The 16,536-nt window shown below is 45.1% G+C and carries 16 protein-coding genes; 9 read left to right on the top strand and 7 right to left on the bottom strand.

All coding sequences use genetic code 11. The features are described 5' to 3' along the window. Nucleotides 1–112 precede the first annotated feature (112 nt). Nucleotides 113–772: a YheC/YheD family protein gene (locus tag ACR1R9_RS01515; RefSeq protein ID WP_310854613.1), complete on the bottom strand. Its 660-nt coding sequence runs from the start codon at nt 770–772 to the stop codon at nt 113–115. A gap of 236 nt (nt 773–1,008) precedes the next feature. Here ACR1R9_RS01515 and ACR1R9_RS01510 point away from each other — a divergent pair, with 236 nt between their 5' ends. After that, entirely contained in the window at nt 1,009–1,263 is a 255-nt protein-coding gene (locus ACR1R9_RS01510) for a hypothetical protein (protein WP_063566109.1), read from the top strand. 26 nt (nt 1,264–1,289) lie between these two features. Next, nucleotides 1,290–2,816, top strand: coding sequence for a Ppx/GppA family phosphatase (locus tag ACR1R9_RS01505; RefSeq protein ID WP_433921883.1), 1,527 nt, complete (start codon nt 1,290–1,292; stop codon nt 2,814–2,816). On the opposite strand, the gene ppk1 is transcribed toward ACR1R9_RS01505, so the two are convergent. Next, nucleotides 2,776–4,857: a polyphosphate kinase 1 gene (gene ppk1, locus ACR1R9_RS01500; protein ID WP_076290907.1), complete on the bottom strand. Its 2,082-nt coding sequence runs from the start codon at nt 4,855–4,857 to the stop codon at nt 2,776–2,778. The genes ACR1R9_RS01505 and ppk1 overlap by 41 nt on opposite strands. A 247-nt stretch (nt 4,858–5,104) precedes the next feature. Here ppk1 and ACR1R9_RS01495 point away from each other — a divergent pair, with 247 nt between their 5' ends. The 3 genes from ACR1R9_RS01495 (at nt 5,105) to ACR1R9_RS01485 (ending at nt 8,323) form a co-directional block, all read left to right on the top strand. After that, on the top strand, nt 5,105–5,332 hold the full coding sequence (locus ACR1R9_RS01495; protein ID WP_072735535.1) for a hypothetical protein: 228 nt from the start codon (nt 5,105–5,107) through the stop codon (nt 5,330–5,332). Between the two features lie 416 nt (nt 5,333–5,748). After that, nucleotides 5,749–6,729, top strand: coding sequence for a glycoside hydrolase family 53 protein (locus ACR1R9_RS01490; protein WP_433923767.1), 981 nt, complete (start codon nt 5,749–5,751; stop codon nt 6,727–6,729). Nucleotides 6,730–7,273: 544 nt separating this feature from the next. Beyond that, nucleotides 7,274–8,323, top strand: coding sequence for an acyltransferase family protein (locus ACR1R9_RS01485; protein ID WP_433921884.1), 1,050 nt, complete (start codon nt 7,274–7,276; stop codon nt 8,321–8,323). Between the two features lie 172 nt (nt 8,324–8,495). Here the strand turns inward: ACR1R9_RS01485 and ACR1R9_RS01480 are convergent, their stop codons facing one another. Both ACR1R9_RS01480 and ACR1R9_RS01475 read right to left on the bottom strand, forming a co-directional pair. Further along, nucleotides 8,496–9,137: an NAD(P)-dependent oxidoreductase gene (locus tag ACR1R9_RS01480; RefSeq protein ID WP_433923768.1), complete on the bottom strand. Its 642-nt coding sequence runs from the start codon at nt 9,135–9,137 to the stop codon at nt 8,496–8,498. 218 nt (nt 9,138–9,355) lie between these two features. Next, nucleotides 9,356–9,712: a HesB/IscA family protein gene (locus tag ACR1R9_RS01475; protein ID WP_064635713.1), complete on the bottom strand. Its 357-nt coding sequence runs from the start codon at nt 9,710–9,712 to the stop codon at nt 9,356–9,358. Nucleotides 9,713–10,340: 628 nt separating this feature from the next. Between ACR1R9_RS01475 and mqnE the strand changes: the two genes are divergently transcribed. Both mqnE and ACR1R9_RS01465 read left to right on the top strand, forming a co-directional pair. Then, nucleotides 10,341–11,447 carry an aminofutalosine synthase MqnE gene (gene mqnE, locus ACR1R9_RS01470; protein ID WP_053783250.1) on the top strand — a complete coding sequence of 369 codons (1,107 nt, stop codon included), beginning with the start codon at nt 10,341–10,343 and terminating at the stop codon, nt 11,445–11,447. Nucleotides 11,448–11,668: 221 nt separating this feature from the next. Beyond that, on the top strand, nt 11,669–12,730 hold the full coding sequence (locus ACR1R9_RS01465; protein WP_076290910.1) for an NAD(P)/FAD-dependent oxidoreductase: 1,062 nt from the start codon (nt 11,669–11,671) through the stop codon (nt 12,728–12,730). Here ACR1R9_RS01465 and ACR1R9_RS01460 read toward each other — a convergent pair. Further along, the gene (locus ACR1R9_RS01460; protein WP_063566116.1) at nt 12,727–12,981 is read right to left on the bottom strand and encodes a YuzB family protein; all 255 of its coding nucleotides are present in this window, start codon (nt 12,979–12,981) and stop codon (nt 12,727–12,729) included. The two genes, ACR1R9_RS01465 and ACR1R9_RS01460, sit on opposite strands and share 4 nt — an antisense overlap. A gap of 80 nt (nt 12,982–13,061) precedes the next feature. Between ACR1R9_RS01460 and ACR1R9_RS01455 the strand changes: the two genes are divergently transcribed. Next, entirely contained in the window at nt 13,062–13,307 is a 246-nt protein-coding gene (locus ACR1R9_RS01455; RefSeq protein WP_024632664.1) for a NifU family protein, read from the top strand. Between the two features lie 68 nt (nt 13,308–13,375). On the opposite strand, the gene ACR1R9_RS01450 is transcribed toward ACR1R9_RS01455, so the two are convergent. Continuing rightward, nucleotides 13,376–14,155 (bottom strand): SDR family oxidoreductase, encoded by a 780-nt coding sequence (locus ACR1R9_RS01450; RefSeq protein ID WP_433921885.1) that lies wholly within the window; start codon nt 14,153–14,155, stop codon nt 13,376–13,378. Nucleotides 14,156–14,479: 324 nt separating this feature from the next. Here ACR1R9_RS01450 and ACR1R9_RS01445 point away from each other — a divergent pair, with 324 nt between their 5' ends. Then, on the top strand, nt 14,480–15,478 hold the full coding sequence (locus ACR1R9_RS01445; protein WP_433921886.1) for a DUF2167 domain-containing protein: 999 nt from the start codon (nt 14,480–14,482) through the stop codon (nt 15,476–15,478). Between the two features lie 183 nt (nt 15,479–15,661). On the opposite strand, the gene ACR1R9_RS01440 is transcribed toward ACR1R9_RS01445, so the two are convergent. Next, entirely contained in the window at nt 15,662–16,498 is an 837-nt protein-coding gene (locus ACR1R9_RS01440) for a MetQ/NlpA family ABC transporter substrate-binding protein (protein ID WP_433921887.1), read from the bottom strand. Between the last annotated feature and the right edge of the window lie 38 nt (nt 16,499–16,536).

Genomic DNA, 16,536 nt, shown 5'->3' with positions numbered 1-16,536 from the left:
GTTGATGCGAGTAAATTACCCTTATTTGTTAAATTTCAAACGTTTTCCATCTAGTTTCCTTCTATATTACTATCGGATTTTCTTTGGATTTTTTTAGCTTTTGTCACCATTTTCATTGCGGTCTGGTGTTCACTTCCAAAATCCATATCTTGCCTGAATGATCCAGTCCATAATCGAAGCCGAGCTGTCCCACACCCGGGAACTGCCTTTCCATAATATGCGTACAGGTAAGTGTCAGTGAACGCATCTCGCGACGTTTATGTTTTCCAGAAATATGAGGTAGGGACAGACCAAGCGCTCTCCTACCGGACAGCATCGTTCCTCCTTTGCTAAGATTGGTCACGACCAGTCCTGGACGAGCGAGCCGTCCCACTATTGAACGAAATACCCAGCCTCTTTCCGTCTTGACGACTTTGACTCTGTAATCGACAGGTCTGCCTTGAATGGTCGCCAAATGAATGCCTTGCTGAATCAGGTATCTCCGTCTGGCTTTTACACGGATTAGAGAACGGTACATTTGATTAAACTGAGTAAAAGAACGGGTTATTTTCATATGAGTGTACCGATAGATGCCTCCACTTGCTGATACTCTAATGACACCGTAACCTCCACCACCAACAATAGGTTTGATATACACCATTCCATAATGACTAAGCATGTTTAGCAGATTCCCCGAGTTGAACGCCTTCGTCTGTGGGATGTGGACAGCAGCTACCGGATATTTTAACAGCGCCGCTGTCTTCAGCCATTTGCTTGCAAGCTGTCTCGACATGGGTTGATCTCCTTTCGTGAACAATAGTCCTTCCTTATACATACTCAACAGAAGCCGTGTTTTCTTGGATGTCTGTCCAAGGCTAGGGCCCCTTTTCCGTTGATATAGTCCATCAGCTTGGTTCAAGGCCGGAACAGGCGCCCGGTTTGCTTTTCAAACGCATCAATCTATCGTATGCTACTAAGGAATAGTTTGGAGAGGCTTAAATATGAGGATCTAAGGAGCGTTCAGAAGACATGGAATCATTTTTCAAATCACTGTATGGCGTAGCCTATTTTGCAATTTCTATCGTTCTGGTAGCCATTACGGTACTTCTATTCGTTACAGGTATTCGACTGTTTATGAAGAAAAGCAATCGCGGTTTTGCTGTAAGTTGTATTCTGTTTGCCTGCTTTATCGTCTTCATCATTGTGGTCATGCTGACCACGCCCTTCTCCTCGACGCCTCCGGGTTCACCGGAAGCCATGGCTGCCTTGCTGAAAGTCGGGTAGATGAACCTCTGTAGAAGGAGATGCTTATGACACATAACGAAAAACTTGGAATCATCGATATCGGCTCCAATTCCATTCGTCTGGTTATTTATGAACTCGACCAGGATGGAGCCTATCGCATCATTCATGAAGACAAATATGCCGCTCGTCTAAGCAATGTGGTTGAACAAGACGGAACCATCCTGCGACATTCACTAGACAAGGCCATTACGATTTTGCGACAATTCAGGGCTACTTGCGAAGCATATCAAACCAAGCTTATCCGGGCTGCAGCTACGGCTGCCATTCGGAATGCAGGCAATGCCCCAGAAATTATAGGTTGGTTGGAAGCCGAGACGGAACTTACCATCGAATGTGTATCCGGTGATCAGGAAGCCTATTACGGTTTCCTAGGTGTCACTCAATCGATTGATCTGGCAGATGGTTATGTCGTAGATATTGGCGGCGGCAGTACCGAGATCACTGTATTCCGTGATCGAAAAAGACTGCACAGCATCTCTCTGCCTATTGGTGCGGTTAACTCACATGCCCGCTATGGTGGGGAAGATCAGTGGACTGAGGCAAATGCGACTGCACTATGTAATGAAGTTATACAGGCATTAAGCGATCAGGATTGGGTTACACAGCATCCCGGACTACCTCTCATTGGACTTGGTGGCACCATGCGTACACTGGCCAAAGTGGAGCAGAAGAGAACACAATACTCACTACCGGTTACGCATCATTATGAAATCGGTGCAGAAGAGATGGAAAATATCGCTCGTTCTTTGCCACATCTAACCTCGGCACAACGCAAAAAAGTACCCGGACTTGCCAAGGATCGTGCCGACATTATTGTTCCAGGTGTACTCATATTGCGGACGGTCTTCCGAATCATCCAGGGGGATCGCTATGTTGTGAGCGGAGCGGGATTACGGGATGGTTTGCTAAGGGACCTCCTGGCTCAAGGTAAGCCAGTCGTGCCAGATGCGCTGCGGGACAGCATTCGCAACTTCATTCATTTTGGTCCACCCATTCCGGAGAAACGTCTGAATCGGATTCACCATGATGCGCTTACCCTGTATACCGCCTTACAAGGTAGTGCTCCCGATCCAGCGGATGCCCGGATTCTGTACACGGTCTCCATGCTGCACATGGCTGGAAAACAGATTAACTACTTCCGGTATCCGCAGCACTCGGCTTATTGGATCATGAATGCAAGCATCTACGGACTATCTCACCGGGAGACCATCCTGAGTGCCATTGCAGCCGATTATCATCCAAAAAAAAGAACGCCCCAGCTGCTGCATAAGCACAGGGACATTCTCAAGGATTCGGACGAACGGCATGCCCATCGTTTGGGTTCTCTACTGCGCGTGACTGAAGCAATTAATCGATCTGAAAGCATTACTGCCATAAAGGCAACAAAAGAAAACGACTCGCTGCAGATGCAATTCATCTGTACAGCCGAGCCGTTACTGGAACTCAGTGGCCTTGACGATGCCGTCAAGGATTTACAGGAAGCTTGGGGAGTTACGTTAACGCACTCCATTCAGCAGGCTTCCAGGGAATAATGCCCATCGCCTCCGTCTGACTTCTCAGCGGGGGCTTTTCATTTTGTACAAAAACATAATTGCCACCAGGCATGAGCTCTCTGGCCTTCACATTATCCATGAGTGACAGATTCAATATATCGACCAACATCTTCTTCAGCTCTGGATCAAACACGGGACACATCAGTTCTATTCTCCGCTTCAAATTACGGGTCATCCAGTCTGCGCTGGACAGATACACATCCGGATTCCCGCTATTTTCAAAATAAAACAATCTGGAGTGTTCCAGAAACCGGTCCACGATGCTGATCACCCGAATATTCTCGCTAAGTCCCTCTACCCCCGGACGCAAGCAGCATACACCGCGCACGATCAGATCGATCTGTACTCCAGCTTGAGATGCCAGATACAATTCATCAATGATATCCTGATGGGATAAAGAATTGATTTTGGCAATAATCCTGGACGGTCTTCCCTTGAAGGCATGTTCCCTTTCCCGACGAATGAGCGCGAACAGTTCATCCTTCATGCCGTCAGGGGCGACGCGGAATGCCTGCAACGCTTTGGGTCCTGAATAACCGGTAATCTCATTAAACAATTCCGATGCGTCTTCACCAATGATGGGATTGGAGGTAAACAGCCCCACATCGGTGTACACTTTGGCTGTACTTTCATTATAGTTACCTGTTCCGACATGCACGTACCTTCTCAGACCACTCTGCTCCCTGCGTACGACGAGAATAATCTTGGCATGCGTCTTTAACCCGACCAATCCATATACGACATGACAACCTGCCTTCTCCAGCGTGCGGGCCCATGCAATGTTCCGTTCTTCATCAAATCTGGCTTTTAATTCAACAACAACCGTTACCTGTTTGCCGCTCTCGGCCGCATGAGCCAGTGCGGGGATAAGACGGGAATCACCATTCACCCGATATAACGTCATTTTGATCGCCATCACGCGCGGATCTTCCGAAGCTTCCACAATAAAGTCCGTTACCGGTTCAAACGATTCGTATGGATGATGCACAAGCACGTCCCGTTTACGCAGCAGTTCGAAGTGACTTTCCCGAGGGAGGAACTCCAGAGGATACACCGGCTGCACCGGACTATATTTCAGATGAGAAAAGCCATCTAAACTATCTACAAACCCGGCCAAAAAGCTCAAATCCAGCGGTCCATCGATCTCGTACACAGGGTCTTGAATATCGAACTCTTCCTGCAACTCTAGCAACGCATCCGGGCGGAAATCCTTGCAAATTTCCAACCGTACCGGTGCTCCCCGGCGTCTGCGCCGCAGCTCCTTCTCAATCGCCTCAAGTAAATCCTCAGCTTCTTCTTCATTAATGGAAAGATCCGCATTGCGAGTAACTCTGAACTCCTGAACAGCCAGCGGCACATAACCGCTGAATAAGGTATGAATATGATGCTTGATGAGATCTTCGATCAGAATGAACGTTTTCTTTTTACTATTCGCCCTTAAAGGCACCTGAACGACCCGCGGCAGATTAGAGGGAACCTGCACAATAGCCAAAAATGGCTCGCCCTCCTGCTCTTCTTCCTTCTGCAGCATTACGGACAGATATACAGACTTATTGTGTACCAGTGGGAATGGCCGGCTCGAATCAATAGCCATCGGTGTTAAAACGGGAAAAATGATCTCGTGAAAGTACTGGTCCATTGCTCGCTGTTGGGTCATATTCAGATCTGTATATTCCTGAAAATGGACGCCTTTCTTGGCGAGAAGACGAATCAGCTCTCGATAGGTTTTATATTGCTCGGCGACCATGGTCCCCGTTCGTTTAATTAATCTACGGTACAAGCCAGCAGGGGTGTAGCCCGTAAAATCCTTTTGCGTAAATCCAGCCTTGATCTTCTCTTTCGTCTCCGCTACCCTTACACTTACGAACTCGTCCAGATTACTGGCGACAATACCAAGAAACCTCATGCGTTCCAGCAGAGGTGTTGTTGGATCTTGCGCCTCCTGAAGCACACGACGATTGAATTCTACCCAACTTAAATCACGATTAACGTAGTTACCTGTTTTGACATCTCTATGCATGTATGGCCTCCGAATTTGTTACATATCTATTCTTGGTTAGATGTTCTGAACTAATTGTACTATTCGTGATTGGCTACAAGCGTCAGCGTAGTGTAAACGCTATGTAAAATTTATGTAAATGATACCTCATGACGATAACTTTTTCCATCCCTTTACAAAGAGCAGGAGACAGAGTAAAGTGATTTACAGTGTAAAATGTCCGGTTGCTGTCCACATTCTAAAATTGTTTTTGTTAAAGGAGTATATAATGAAATCGAATAAACCTAGAACGTTACAAAAAAATATAGAGTTTTTCACGGCTGCACTATCCCAATGCACGGTAACTGCATGGCAGGAAGATCCGGCTGGCGTATATTGTGAAGTGGGTCGTGGCATCGTAGAACAGATCAGCGAAGACAGTGTGAGAATTCGCAACGACAACGGTACGAAGAGTCATTATGACCGGGATATCACGATGTTCCAAACCGAAAAATAATTTTGCGTATATATGAAAAAAAGACTAGCTTTCCGGAAAAGAGTGTTGTATACTCTTGGCACAAGGAAAGGAGGTGCGTCAACATATCTAATCACATGTTGAACGTGTCCCTTACCCGATCCACTAGCTCAAAATAAACTGATTCTGGTGGAGGCGCGGGATACGGATCAAGGTTTCAAAAAGCGCCACGGGTAGAAAAGCCGTCTTCGGACGGCTTTTTGTTTTGTCTTTTTTCGGGAGAGGTTGAAAAAACAACCAAAATATTGGAAATGGACCCTGTAGCTGAGTAAACGATGCTCGCTATAATTAGGTTGCAACTCAACCCATATTCGAGGAGGCATATTGTAATGTTCAAAAATGTAAGGGGTTTCAAAACATCCATTGCTCTGGTCTTTGTTTTGTTATTCACCTCCATTATGCTGCCGGCAGGCCAGCATGCCAGTGCTGCACCGAGCTTCGCCAAAGGAGCCGACATCAGTTGGGTGCCTGGGATGGAAGCGCAAGGTTACAAATGGAAAGACAAAAACGGCGTACAGCGTGATATTATTGATATTTTGAAAAATGATTACCAGATCAACTCCGTTCGTATTCGTGTCTTTGTTAATCCTTCGAATGATTATGGTAACGGTTACATGAATAAAGATCGTGCAGCTGCTCTGGCCCTACGTGCCAAAAATGCAGGTATGAGTGTCATGCTGACCCTACACTACAGTGATTCCTGGGCTGATCCGGGTCAGCAAACGAAACCTGCGGCTTGGAAAAACTACACGTTCCAACAGCTGATGGATGCTGTATGGAATCACACGCGTGAAGTCATGACGGCCATGCAGAGCAAAGGCGTAACCCCGGACTGGGTACAAATTGGTAACGAAACAAGCAACGGTATGTTATGGGAAGATGGAAAAGCATCCACCAACATGAAAAATTATGCGTGGCTGGTGAACACGGGCCATAATGCCGTAAAATCCATCAGCACCAACACCAAAACAATTGTTCACCTCGCAGGTGGGGACGATAATGCCCTCTATGTATGGAATATCGGTGGTCTGATCGATAACGGTGCCAACTTTGACATGATTGCCATGTCCCTCTATCCTTCCGCTTCCGGCTGGAACACGGCTGTCACCAATGCTGTGAATAATGCCAAGGATCTGATCAATCGGTATGGTAAGGAGATTATCGTATCGGAAATCGGGATGGATAATACCCAACCGGCAGCTGGTAAAAGTTTCGTCACAGCGATGAAAACGCAATTCCGCAACCTGCCGAGCAGCAAAGGTAAAGGTGTATTCTATTGGGAGCCTGAAGCAACGCCGGGCTACAACGGCGGCTACAGTAAAGGTGCATGGCAGTCTAACGGCTTGCCGACTGTAATGTTGGAAGGATTTATCGACTAAACACGGAGATAAGTGACTGGTGAGCAGTAGGTGGCCGTTACGGGTACGGATCGTTCTTCTGATCGCTGTTATCCCCGGATTTTTTTGAATGTCCTATTTCATAGGACAAAATCCGGGGATAAAGGCGACCGCTACCGCTTCTTCAGAATCGATTCCGTCCCTCCACTACGCTCGCTGCTTATGAGACACTTCTAAAATGTGTTTAGTAGGAATTTGGGGTGCTTAAGATTAAGGCAAGGCTCTATTTCAATAAGAGCCTTGCTTTTTTTGTAATACCTTATCTTATTTTACCCTGCAAATTTTTTATCTGTAGTGTGAAAACAAAATGTAATTTTCAAATTTTTCTTATGATATTGTCATTTAAATTACCAAATGTTATGATGCAAATAACTATAATGATACATTTTGTATCATAACCAGATTAAGATGCCTTGTTAACTCGATCTCCTGAAAGTAGCTCGTTACGAAAGGTGGGCTGTGAATACATACATGACACTGATATCAATATAAATAATCATATTATAAAAATGGAGATGGTATAGGCGTGAGTAAGAACCATACGATTCACGGACTGCGTGGGTTATGTGCACTAATGGTTTTTGTCGGACATGTTATATCCATGTCGATTAATGGGGGTTACCTTACATTTAATGAGCATTCCACATTGGTTTTGGCGGAAATTGGTGTTGACGTTTTCTTCATGATCAGTGGTTATCTTATTGTGCAAAGTCTGGTCAAACACGGGAAAGTTGGACAGTTTTTTTATAATCGGTTTATACGAATTTACCCGGTGTATCTACCTTTGCTAATAACTATGTTTATCGTAGGACCTATTATTCATTTTGATTGGTTGGCAAATTTGACGACTTCGGAATACATTCTAAATTTCGTTTATGGCTTGTTGATGCTCCCTGGCGTTTTCCCCCTTGAAGAAGCTGTTCGGAATTCAAGAACGCTTAGTTATGAATTTGCATTCTATCTCGTTAGTGTCATTTTCTTCGTCTCACTCAGACCTCTAAACAATAAATATGTAAAATGGATTCTGATTACAATTGGCCTGATCATCTCCATGGCTGTAATTATTCGTTTGCCTCGAGCACTGTTCTTTCTCACAGGAGTCTTAGCCTACTTTTTAAGTGAGAAATATAATTTTCTTCCTTCCAAGTTTTACTCGCTGTTATCGTTAATCATTATTTATCTCGCTACTTACTTCGGAGATATCTATTTCTCAATTTTATTAGGTGTGTTCTTCTTCTATCTGGTCATCAAGGAACAGGGGTATTTATCCAGTGTGTTAAAAACGAAGTTTTTCCAATACTTCGGAACCCTTAGCTATAGCTTCTATCTTTTACATCCTTTTGCTCTGTTTCCCTTCCAGCGTGTAATGTCAAAATTCAATTTGCCTGATTTTGTGTCGGTGTCCATCACATTTGTTGGTGGCTTGCTTATTGCAACTGTAATCTCCCATCTCTCCTACGAACTTATAGAGAATCGCTTCACCAACCGGTTTCTCAAACGTAAGAAAATTTCAAATGTTCCCCATGTACCAGTCCCTACTCCAGCTTCAGCACCTCAAACGACACCTGTCAGCTAATTTCAAAATTTGTACATGAAAAATGTAAAGAGCCATCATTACGTATCACATAGTGGATGCGAAATGATGGCTTTTATAACTGTTTACTTAAGTGTAACAGTAGCCCTTAAGTAACATATTTATGTGGTAGAGCTGGCTTCTCCCCTCGCAAAGAAGGAAATCTCACTTATTCTTACTTCGCTTCGCCTACAACCGTAAAGCGTTTGTTCTTATGCTGCGGGTTTTCGATCTCATCGACCAAAGCGATGGCATAGTCAGCATAGCTAATGTAGCTGTTGCCTTCACTGTTCACCAAAATCTGATCTTTACCGGACTGGTACTTGCCTGTGCGTACACCCTCTGGATTAAAGAATCCAGCCGGGCTCAGGAACGTCCATTGGATACCTGAGGAAGCTTGCAGATCCTGCAAGTTTTTACCCTGGTTGGTTGCTGTTGCTTTGTATGCATCAGGGAACCCAGGGGAGTCTACTACCCGCAAGGTTTGGGTTTCATCTGTGAACAGACTGCCTGCACCACCAACAACGATCAGACGAGTATTCGGCGCCTCTTTCAGAATATTAATCAGGGCTTGTCCTGCTTCCACATGCAGATTCTCTTTACCGGCTGGTGCACCAAATGCATTGACGATCACGTCGAATGATTTGGCATCCTCTGCCGTGAGGTCGAATACATCTTTTTCAAGTACACTCAGACTTTTATCTTCTACCTTAGATGCACTACGAACGATCGCTGTCACTTCATGCCCTCTATCCAATGCTTCTTTCAAAATCAAATTCCCTGCTTTGCCTGTCGCGCCAATAATTCCAATCTTCATCATAATCTCTCCTTTGTGATTAGGCTCTGTTAAATTTCATAATGTAACTATATTAGTTACAACATAACTTGTCAACTTAACCTTTCTATAAAAAAGCGTCCAGGTTCCCACTTAATATGAACAACCAAAGTAAATACCAATCCACACTCAAAAAAAAAGACCTCCATAACGTGATTAGTACAAGACTAATCCGCTATAGAGGTCGCGATTCGCAACTATTAACAATCTTTATCCGGTACGCCTGCTTCTTCCCTCGTACGGAAAGATGATCCACAGCCGCATGTTGCCACTGCGTTCGGGTTGTGAATGGTGAAACCGCCGGACATGCCGGATTCTTCAAAATCAATTTCCAGTCCATTCAAATATTTCAGGTTCTCCTTCTCTACAACAACCTTCATATTCTGAATATCCATATAGAGGTCCTCATCGGACTCTTTATCGTCAAAGCCCATGGCGTACGAAAATCCGGTACAACCGCCCGGTGCTACGCCCAGACGCAAGAACATACCAGGTGTCTCTTGCTGTGCAAGCATTTCTTTCAATCTGTCTGCAGCTGTTTCGCTGATGCTAATCATGCCAGGTCACTCTCCTTTTTCATATAAAATCATGTTCAAAAAGGGCGCTTTTCAGTACCAAGAAGATGGGATGAAGATAGAAATGGAGTAGCGGAGCGTAGGCAAAACTACGTGAGCAACGGACATTTCGGCTGAATCCCATATTCGACGCTGAGATGCCGCTAGGCATCCTTCGTAATCAAAAGCGTACTTTTTGAACAACTTTTCGTTAACTCTTCTTTAAATTATACTCCACCCCGTCAAGGGGCTCAAGTCATCTTTGCCTGTTTCCGCGTTCCCCCTTAACTCCTTTTTCTTCCCAGTGTATTGAACCCCCGGGATACGAGGTTTATAATGAGTAGGTGATCGCTTTGAAATGTCGATTTTTTGTCATGACTTATTCAGGTGATGATCATATATAGAGTTGTAATTTTTTTCACATTTCGAGACTGTACGCAGTCCCCAATGCATATAGAGTCAAAAGACTCATTTTGATGAAAAATTAGCTTTACGTACGCAGCACAGGCTGCACCGGGTAAATAAGAGTTAGTCCATATAAGAAGCGGCAGATGACCGCATCTTTTCTATGTAGTTCTGTAAGTAAGTCCTACACACAACTCAATTCCGGTTAAGAATAGGAGGATACAAAATGTCTACATTGGTAACACCGTTCACAGACAAAAGAATGGCTGAGATCGTTGAGAAAGTGCAGAACGGCGTAAGGCTGACCGTAGAAGACGGCGTTTATCTGTATGAATCGGATGATCTGCTGACTTTGGGCCAACTGGCCAATGAGGCCAACTTGCGTAAGAATGGCAAGAAAGTTTATTTTATTGAAAACATGAGCCTTTATTTTACCAACGTATGCGAAGCCCACTGTGCCTTCTGTAACTTCCGTAAAGATCAGGGCGAAGATGGCTCTTACACATTGTCCGGTCAGGAAATGATTGATTACGTAGAACAGCATATTCACCCAGGTGTACGCGAGTTCCATATTGTAGGCGGACATAACAACCATGTTCCTTTTCAATATTATGTCGATTCCTTGCGTGCTTTAAACGAGAAATATCCGGACGTTACGCTGAAAGCCTACACGGCTGCCGAGATTGATTTCTTCACTCGCATCAGCGGACTGAGCATCAAGGAAGTACTACAAGAACTGCAAAAAGCAGGTCTGAAATCACTGACTGGTGGCGGCGCTGAGATCCTGTCCGATGAATACCGCAAAAAAATGCGCGTAAACAAAGCGAACGTTGACCGTTATCTGGAAGTGCACCGTACTGCTCATAATCTGGGCATGCGTACCCATACCACGATGCTTTATGGATCCATTGAATCCTATGAAGATCGTGTGAACCATATGGTACAGATTCGTGAATTGCAAGATGAAACCAACGGATTCATGGTCTTTATCCCGCTTTCCATGCAGCCGAAAAGCAAAAACGCCAGCATCATGCGTCGTAACTCTGCATACGAGGATCTCAAAACGATTGCGATTAGCCGTCTGATGCTGGATAACATTGATCATATCAAAGCCTACTTTATTAACATCGGTCCACAGCTGACTCAAGTCGCTCTGGGATTCGGTGCTTCGGATGCACACGGCACGATCGTTCGCGAACGGATTAGTCATGCTGCAGGTGCACTAACACCTGAAGGTCTCACACGTAAAGAGCTTATATGGTTAATTAAGGGTGCTGGACGCATTCCGGTTGAACGTGATACGTTCTACAATGAAATTCAAGTGTACGAATAACATGTTAGCATGAGCATCATTCCCATAAGCGACTTTCATTCTACCCGGGAGCGTTTGGCATGGAGTGGTGCAGATTGCTGAAGCATATCTGTAATTTTAAATGCCTATTTTCAATTATTTCAAATCCAGATTAAAAAACAGGAGCAGCTATGTTATTGCATAGCTGCTCCACAGGTTACAGCCCCGTTCACACGGGACTGATGCAGAAAGGAAGCCGAGTCATGAAAAATTTCGTCATTCTCGGAGGCGGCTACGGTGGCCTCACGATTATCAAGGAACTTCTGGAAGGTAAGATCCCGTCAGATACACAAATCGTGTTGGTGGACCGCAGTCCCTTCCAAGGATTGAAAACTGAATATTACGCACTCGCAGCAGGGACCGTATCCGATTATGACCTGCGTATCCAATTCCCAGTCAGCGACAAAGTCACTTATCGTTACGGAGAAGTAACTTCGATTGACTTGGAACAGCGTCAGATTGAATTTGAAGGCCAGGATCCGTTGGAGTATGACAAGCTCGTAATTGGACTTGGATGTACAGACCGATTCCACAATACGCCGGGAGCCGAGGAATATAGCTGTACAATTCAAAGCTTCAGCAAAACACGGGAAACCTACCTTCGTCTTAACGAAGTTAAAGCTTATGGTAATGTGCATATCGTCGGCGGTGGATTGAGCGGCGTCGAGATGGCTGCCGAGCTTCGTGAGAGCAGACCGGACCTGAACATCAGTATTCTGGACCGTGGTGAACGTGTATTATCCGCTTTTCCCCAGCGCTTGTCCGCTTATGTTCATGAATGGTTTGGTGAACATCAGGTCGAGACACGCGGACATATTGCTATTTCCCGACTTGAACCAAATGCCATTTTCAACCGGGATGAAGAAATTTTAACGGATGCGGTAGTCTGGACAGCCGGCATTCAGCCCGTAAAAGTCGTACAGGATCTCGATGTGACCAAGGATCCACAAGGTCGTGTTGTACTGAACGAATATTATCAAATTCCGGAATATACCGATGTCTATGTAGTAGGTGACTGCGCCAGCGTGCCTTATGCACCAAGCGGTCAGGCTGCCGAAGTACAGGGTGAACAAATCGCCCATATTCAGCATGCCCTCTGGAAAGGCGAAAAGCCCAATCCGCAGCCACTCAAGCTTCGTGGCACACTCGGTGCACTCGGCAAGAAGGCTGGATTTGGGCTGATGGGCAAAACGTCCATGATGGGACGTGTGCCACGTATTCTAAAAAGCGGTGTGCTCTGGATGTCCAAGCGTCATCTCGGTTAATCGAGATCCAACTCATCCCAGGCATCGGCTTCGGCAATTTTGGCCAAGATGGCGTTATATAAATCCTCCACTTTGTCGGTGATAACTAACTCACCATTCACTAGTGCAAATGGAGTCATGTAACATTGGCCGCAATTGCTGAGGCAGCCGTATTCTATCACATCATAGTCTGGATTTTCTTCCAGTTGATCCATGACTTCATCTGTGCCAAAATGCATATTATTGGCACAAAATTCAATAATCGGTCTCATGTAGGTTCACCTGCTTTGTTTGACCATTTTAATTTGTGGCCAATTGTAATATACTATAGTGAGGAAAGGAGTTGAAAAAAATGAGCGAAAACGCACAAAGCACCATGTATGATGAGGTATCTGAAGTGCTTGACAAACTTCGTCCGTTCCTGCAACGCGATGGCGGTGACGTGGAACTGGTCGACGTGGAGGACGGCATTATTAAGCTGAAACTGGTCGGTGCCTGCGGCAGCTGCCCAAGCTCCACCATTACCTTAAAAGCCGGGATTGAACGCGCCCTTCTCGAAGAAGTTGAGGGTGTCGAAGAAGTCGTACAAGTATTCTAATCAATCCTTCACGAAATAAACCTCAAGAGCCTTTCGCTTCGCATGAAGCGGAGGGCTCTTTTTTTGTGCTATGCATCCTCACGCTGTATGTTAGGACGAATCGGGTCAAGTCCTCCAGATACATCCATAATGTTACCTGTTATAAAATCGGAATGATCCAGACACAGATAAGTGATCACCCGCGCAATATCTTCACCGCTCCCAGGACGTCCTCTCGGCGTTTCCTCGTCGGTTATACCTGCCATCTCATCAATCGTTTTCTCTTTGTTGGCACCGCGAATATCACCTGGACAGACCATATTAACCGTAATGCCGTAGGGAGCTTCCTCCACAGCAAGTGTCTTTGTAAATGAAACCAGACCTACCTTCGCAGCAGCATAAACCGCCCGATGAGGCCATGACCTCGCTTCTCCCGCATGACTGAAGCCAAAATGTATAATTCGTCCCCACTGCTTGCGCCGCATCTCCGGCAATACACGCTGATCCAGCAGCATCGGTCCAAGCAGGTTTCCTTGCACAAGCATCTGAACCTCATCTTCGGAATACTCGGCAAACAGTCGTCGTTCACGGACAAAAGGGCCTGCGTTGTTCACAAGAATATCAATGCTGCCCAGTTTCTCTTCAACCTGTGCAACGAGCATGGTGATCTCTTCTGTCTTGGAAATATCGGCCTGAATGGCAATACACCGCACACCTTTGGCGATAATCTGAGCCTGTAATACCTCAGCTTCCTTACGGCTATGTACGTAATTCAGAGCAATATGACAACCCTGATCCGCCAGACTGAGGGCCGTCATTTTACCAAGACCTTTGGCACTTCCCGTTATGAGGGCAATCTTTCCCTTCACGTTCATCCCCCTCTTCAAAGAGCAGTCACTCATCCAGTATAAAAGATTTATCATCCCCCCACAACTCGCGTTTCCCACCAATCTGTACCATTTGCAAGAAAGTGTAAAATAAGGACTAAATACTTAGCTTTCAAACCACTGAAATAAAATGAATTAGGTCTTTTGGAGGAAAATTAACCCTTTATATCCAGATTCCCCTTGTCGGGTTTGAGTACCTATGGTACTGTCGATAAGTCCTTATTTTCTTATGAATATAACGACACAATACATATGTTCATGTAAATGACAACATTGCATGACAACTTCGAAAGGAATACAGCGTAAATGAAAAGATGGTTAGCCTCTCTACTTGCAATTTTGCTTATCGCCTCATTTCAAGCTCCATTCTCGACCACAGCATCTGCAGAAAGTGAAAGCAATAGCTCCACCGAAGATTATCAATGGATTGACGGGCCTTCAAACGTAGTACTTGATAACAAAGCAACATTAAACGTAGCTGAAAATCTCTCCTATCTCGATGCAGCTAACACCCAAAGGTTCCTGGAAGACACGGAATCCTTCCCCAATGGAACGGAAATCGGAAGTATCTATGGCGCCGGCGAAAACTCCAACTGGTATGTTATCTTTGAATATAACGATACCGGTCATGTCGATGACAGTGAAAAAGACGATCTGGACGCCGATGAACTGTTCGATAGCTACAAAAGAGGTACAGAAGAACAAAATGAGAAAACGACACCCGAAAATCAGCTGTTTATCACCGGATGGGAAATTGAGCCCGCCTATGACAGCAGCAAACACCAATTGATCTATTCTCTTGGTCTTGAGGATGCAGAACGGGAAAAACTCGTCAATTACAATGTGAATGTACTCACCCGTGAAGGATACATCGGTGTTATCCTCGTTACGGATAGTGCCAACTTTGAAGAAAACCGCAAACAGTTTGAAAACTCCGTGCTTAACCAGCTCAACGTGATCAAAGGAAACACCTATGAAGAGTTTGATGCATCCGTTGACAAAAAATCAGAACTCGGCCTGACCAGTCTGATTCTCGGTGGTGCTGGTGTAGCTGTAGCTAAGAAAGTCGGATTATTGCTTTTGCTCAAAAAAGGGTGGTTTGTTATCGTGGCCGCCATTGTTGGTGCTTTCGGATGGATTCGTCGCAAGCTGACTGGACGCAAAAAGGATGCTGAACCAGGAGATCAGAATTCGCTGTCTCCTGTAGAGGAAGCTTACCAACAGCATGCTGCTGGACAGGAGTCCGCAGGCTCTGATAGCCAACAGACAAATGGACATTCGGATACTGATCCGAATAAGCGTTAAGCTTATAATTAATGTACTTATAATAATAAGTACTACATCGAAGTGCCCTTACATCAAAACGCTCTATAACATGATGTACAAAACAAAGCCCTGCATTCTCTATAAAGAGGATGCAGGGCTTTCTTTAGTAACGCCGTAAGAAGTGGCTCCGAGTACAACTTATTTTCAGCTTAATCGTTCAGCTTAAAACGCAGGTTCTACAGCACCTTGATAACGATCTTTGATGAATTTTTTAACCTCTTCGGAATGCAGAGCTGTAGCCAGTTTTTGGATGGCATCTGCATCTTTGTTATCTTCACGGGATACGAGGATGTTTGCATATGGGTTACCTTGCAGGTCCTCGATCAGCAGCGCATCCTTCTCTGGGTTCAGATTGGCTTCCAGCGCGTAGTTGGCGTTAATGAATACCAGATCTGCTTCATCCAGTTGACGAGGCATCATGGCTGCATCCAGCTCGATGATATTCAGGTTTTTCGGATTGGCTGTAATATCCTGAATCGTAGAAGTGATATTTGTGTTGTCTTTTAGTGTGATAAGTCCTTCTTTTGCAAGCAACAACAGTCCACGACCACCGTTGGATGGGTCATTAGGAATGGCTACTTTTGCGCCGTCTTTCAACTCATCCAATGATTTGATTTTTTTGGAATAGCCAGCAAATGGCTCAACATGCACAGGTGTTACAGCAACGAGGTGGAAACCACGTTCTTTGTTCTCTGTATCCAGGTAAGGCTGGTGTTGGAAAAAGTTCGCATCCAGTTGTTTATCTTCAAGCTGTTGGTTAGGTTGAACATAATCATTGAAAGTCACGATTTGCAAGCGAATGCCTTCAGCTTCGAGTTCAGGCTTGATGCTTTCCAAAATTTCCGCATGCGGTGTAGGTGATGCTCCCACTTTCAATTCTACGGTGCGCGGTGCGCCTCCAGCATTGTCAGCGCCGCTGTCGGAATCCTTGTTGTTTCCGCAAGCCGCTAGAACCGCAATCAGCATAATGCTAAGTAGAGCAAAAGACCATTTTTTCATGTGTAAAACCCCTTCTCCAATAAATTTTTTTTGCATTT

This window comes from Paenibacillus taichungensis, from assembly GCF_050994985.1.
GTDB lineage: Bacteria > Bacillota > Bacilli > Paenibacillales > Paenibacillaceae > Paenibacillus > Paenibacillus taichungensis.
This window is presented reverse-complemented; position numbering and strand designations above follow the sequence as displayed.

What these genes read in the sequence shown, in the direction of transcription:
- ACR1R9_RS01515 (WP_310854613.1), bottom strand. Translation starts at nt 772, where the DNA reads ATGTCGAGACAGCTTGCAAGCAAATGGCTGAAGACAGCGGCGCTGTTA.
- ACR1R9_RS01510 (WP_063566109.1), top strand. Translation starts at nt 1,009, where the DNA reads ATGGAATCATTTTTCAAATCACTGTATGGCGTAGCCTATTTTGCAATT.
- ACR1R9_RS01505 (WP_433921883.1), top strand. Translation starts at nt 1,290, where the DNA reads ATGACACATAACGAAAAACTTGGAATCATCGATATCGGCTCCAATTCC.
- ppk1 (WP_076290907.1), bottom strand. Translation starts at nt 4,857, where the DNA reads ATGCATAGAGATGTCAAAACAGGTAACTACGTTAATCGTGATTTAAGT.
- ACR1R9_RS01495 (WP_072735535.1), top strand. Translation starts at nt 5,105, where the DNA reads ATGAAATCGAATAAACCTAGAACGTTACAAAAAAATATAGAGTTTTTC.
- ACR1R9_RS01490 (WP_433923767.1), top strand. Translation starts at nt 5,749, where the DNA reads ATGCTGCCGGCAGGCCAGCATGCCAGTGCTGCACCGAGCTTCGCCAAA.
- ACR1R9_RS01480 (WP_433923768.1), bottom strand. Translation starts at nt 9,137, where the DNA reads ATGAAGATTGGAATTATTGGCGCGACAGGCAAAGCAGGGAATTTGATT.
- ACR1R9_RS01475 (WP_064635713.1), bottom strand. Translation starts at nt 9,712, where the DNA reads ATGATTAGCATCAGCGAAACAGCTGCAGACAGATTGAAAGAAATGCTT.
- mqnE (WP_053783250.1), top strand. Translation starts at nt 10,341, where the DNA reads ATGTCTACATTGGTAACACCGTTCACAGACAAAAGAATGGCTGAGATC.
- ACR1R9_RS01465 (WP_076290910.1), top strand. Translation starts at nt 11,669, where the DNA reads ATGAAAAATTTCGTCATTCTCGGAGGCGGCTACGGTGGCCTCACGATT.
- ACR1R9_RS01460 (WP_063566116.1), bottom strand. Translation starts at nt 12,981, where the DNA reads ATGAGACCGATTATTGAATTTTGTGCCAATAATATGCATTTTGGCACA.
- ACR1R9_RS01455 (WP_024632664.1), top strand. Translation starts at nt 13,062, where the DNA reads ATGAGCGAAAACGCACAAAGCACCATGTATGATGAGGTATCTGAAGTG.
- ACR1R9_RS01445 (WP_433921886.1), top strand. Translation starts at nt 14,480, where the DNA reads ATGAAAAGATGGTTAGCCTCTCTACTTGCAATTTTGCTTATCGCCTCA.
- ACR1R9_RS01440 (WP_433921887.1), bottom strand. Translation starts at nt 16,498, where the DNA reads ATGAAAAAATGGTCTTTTGCTCTACTTAGCATTATGCTGATTGCGGTT.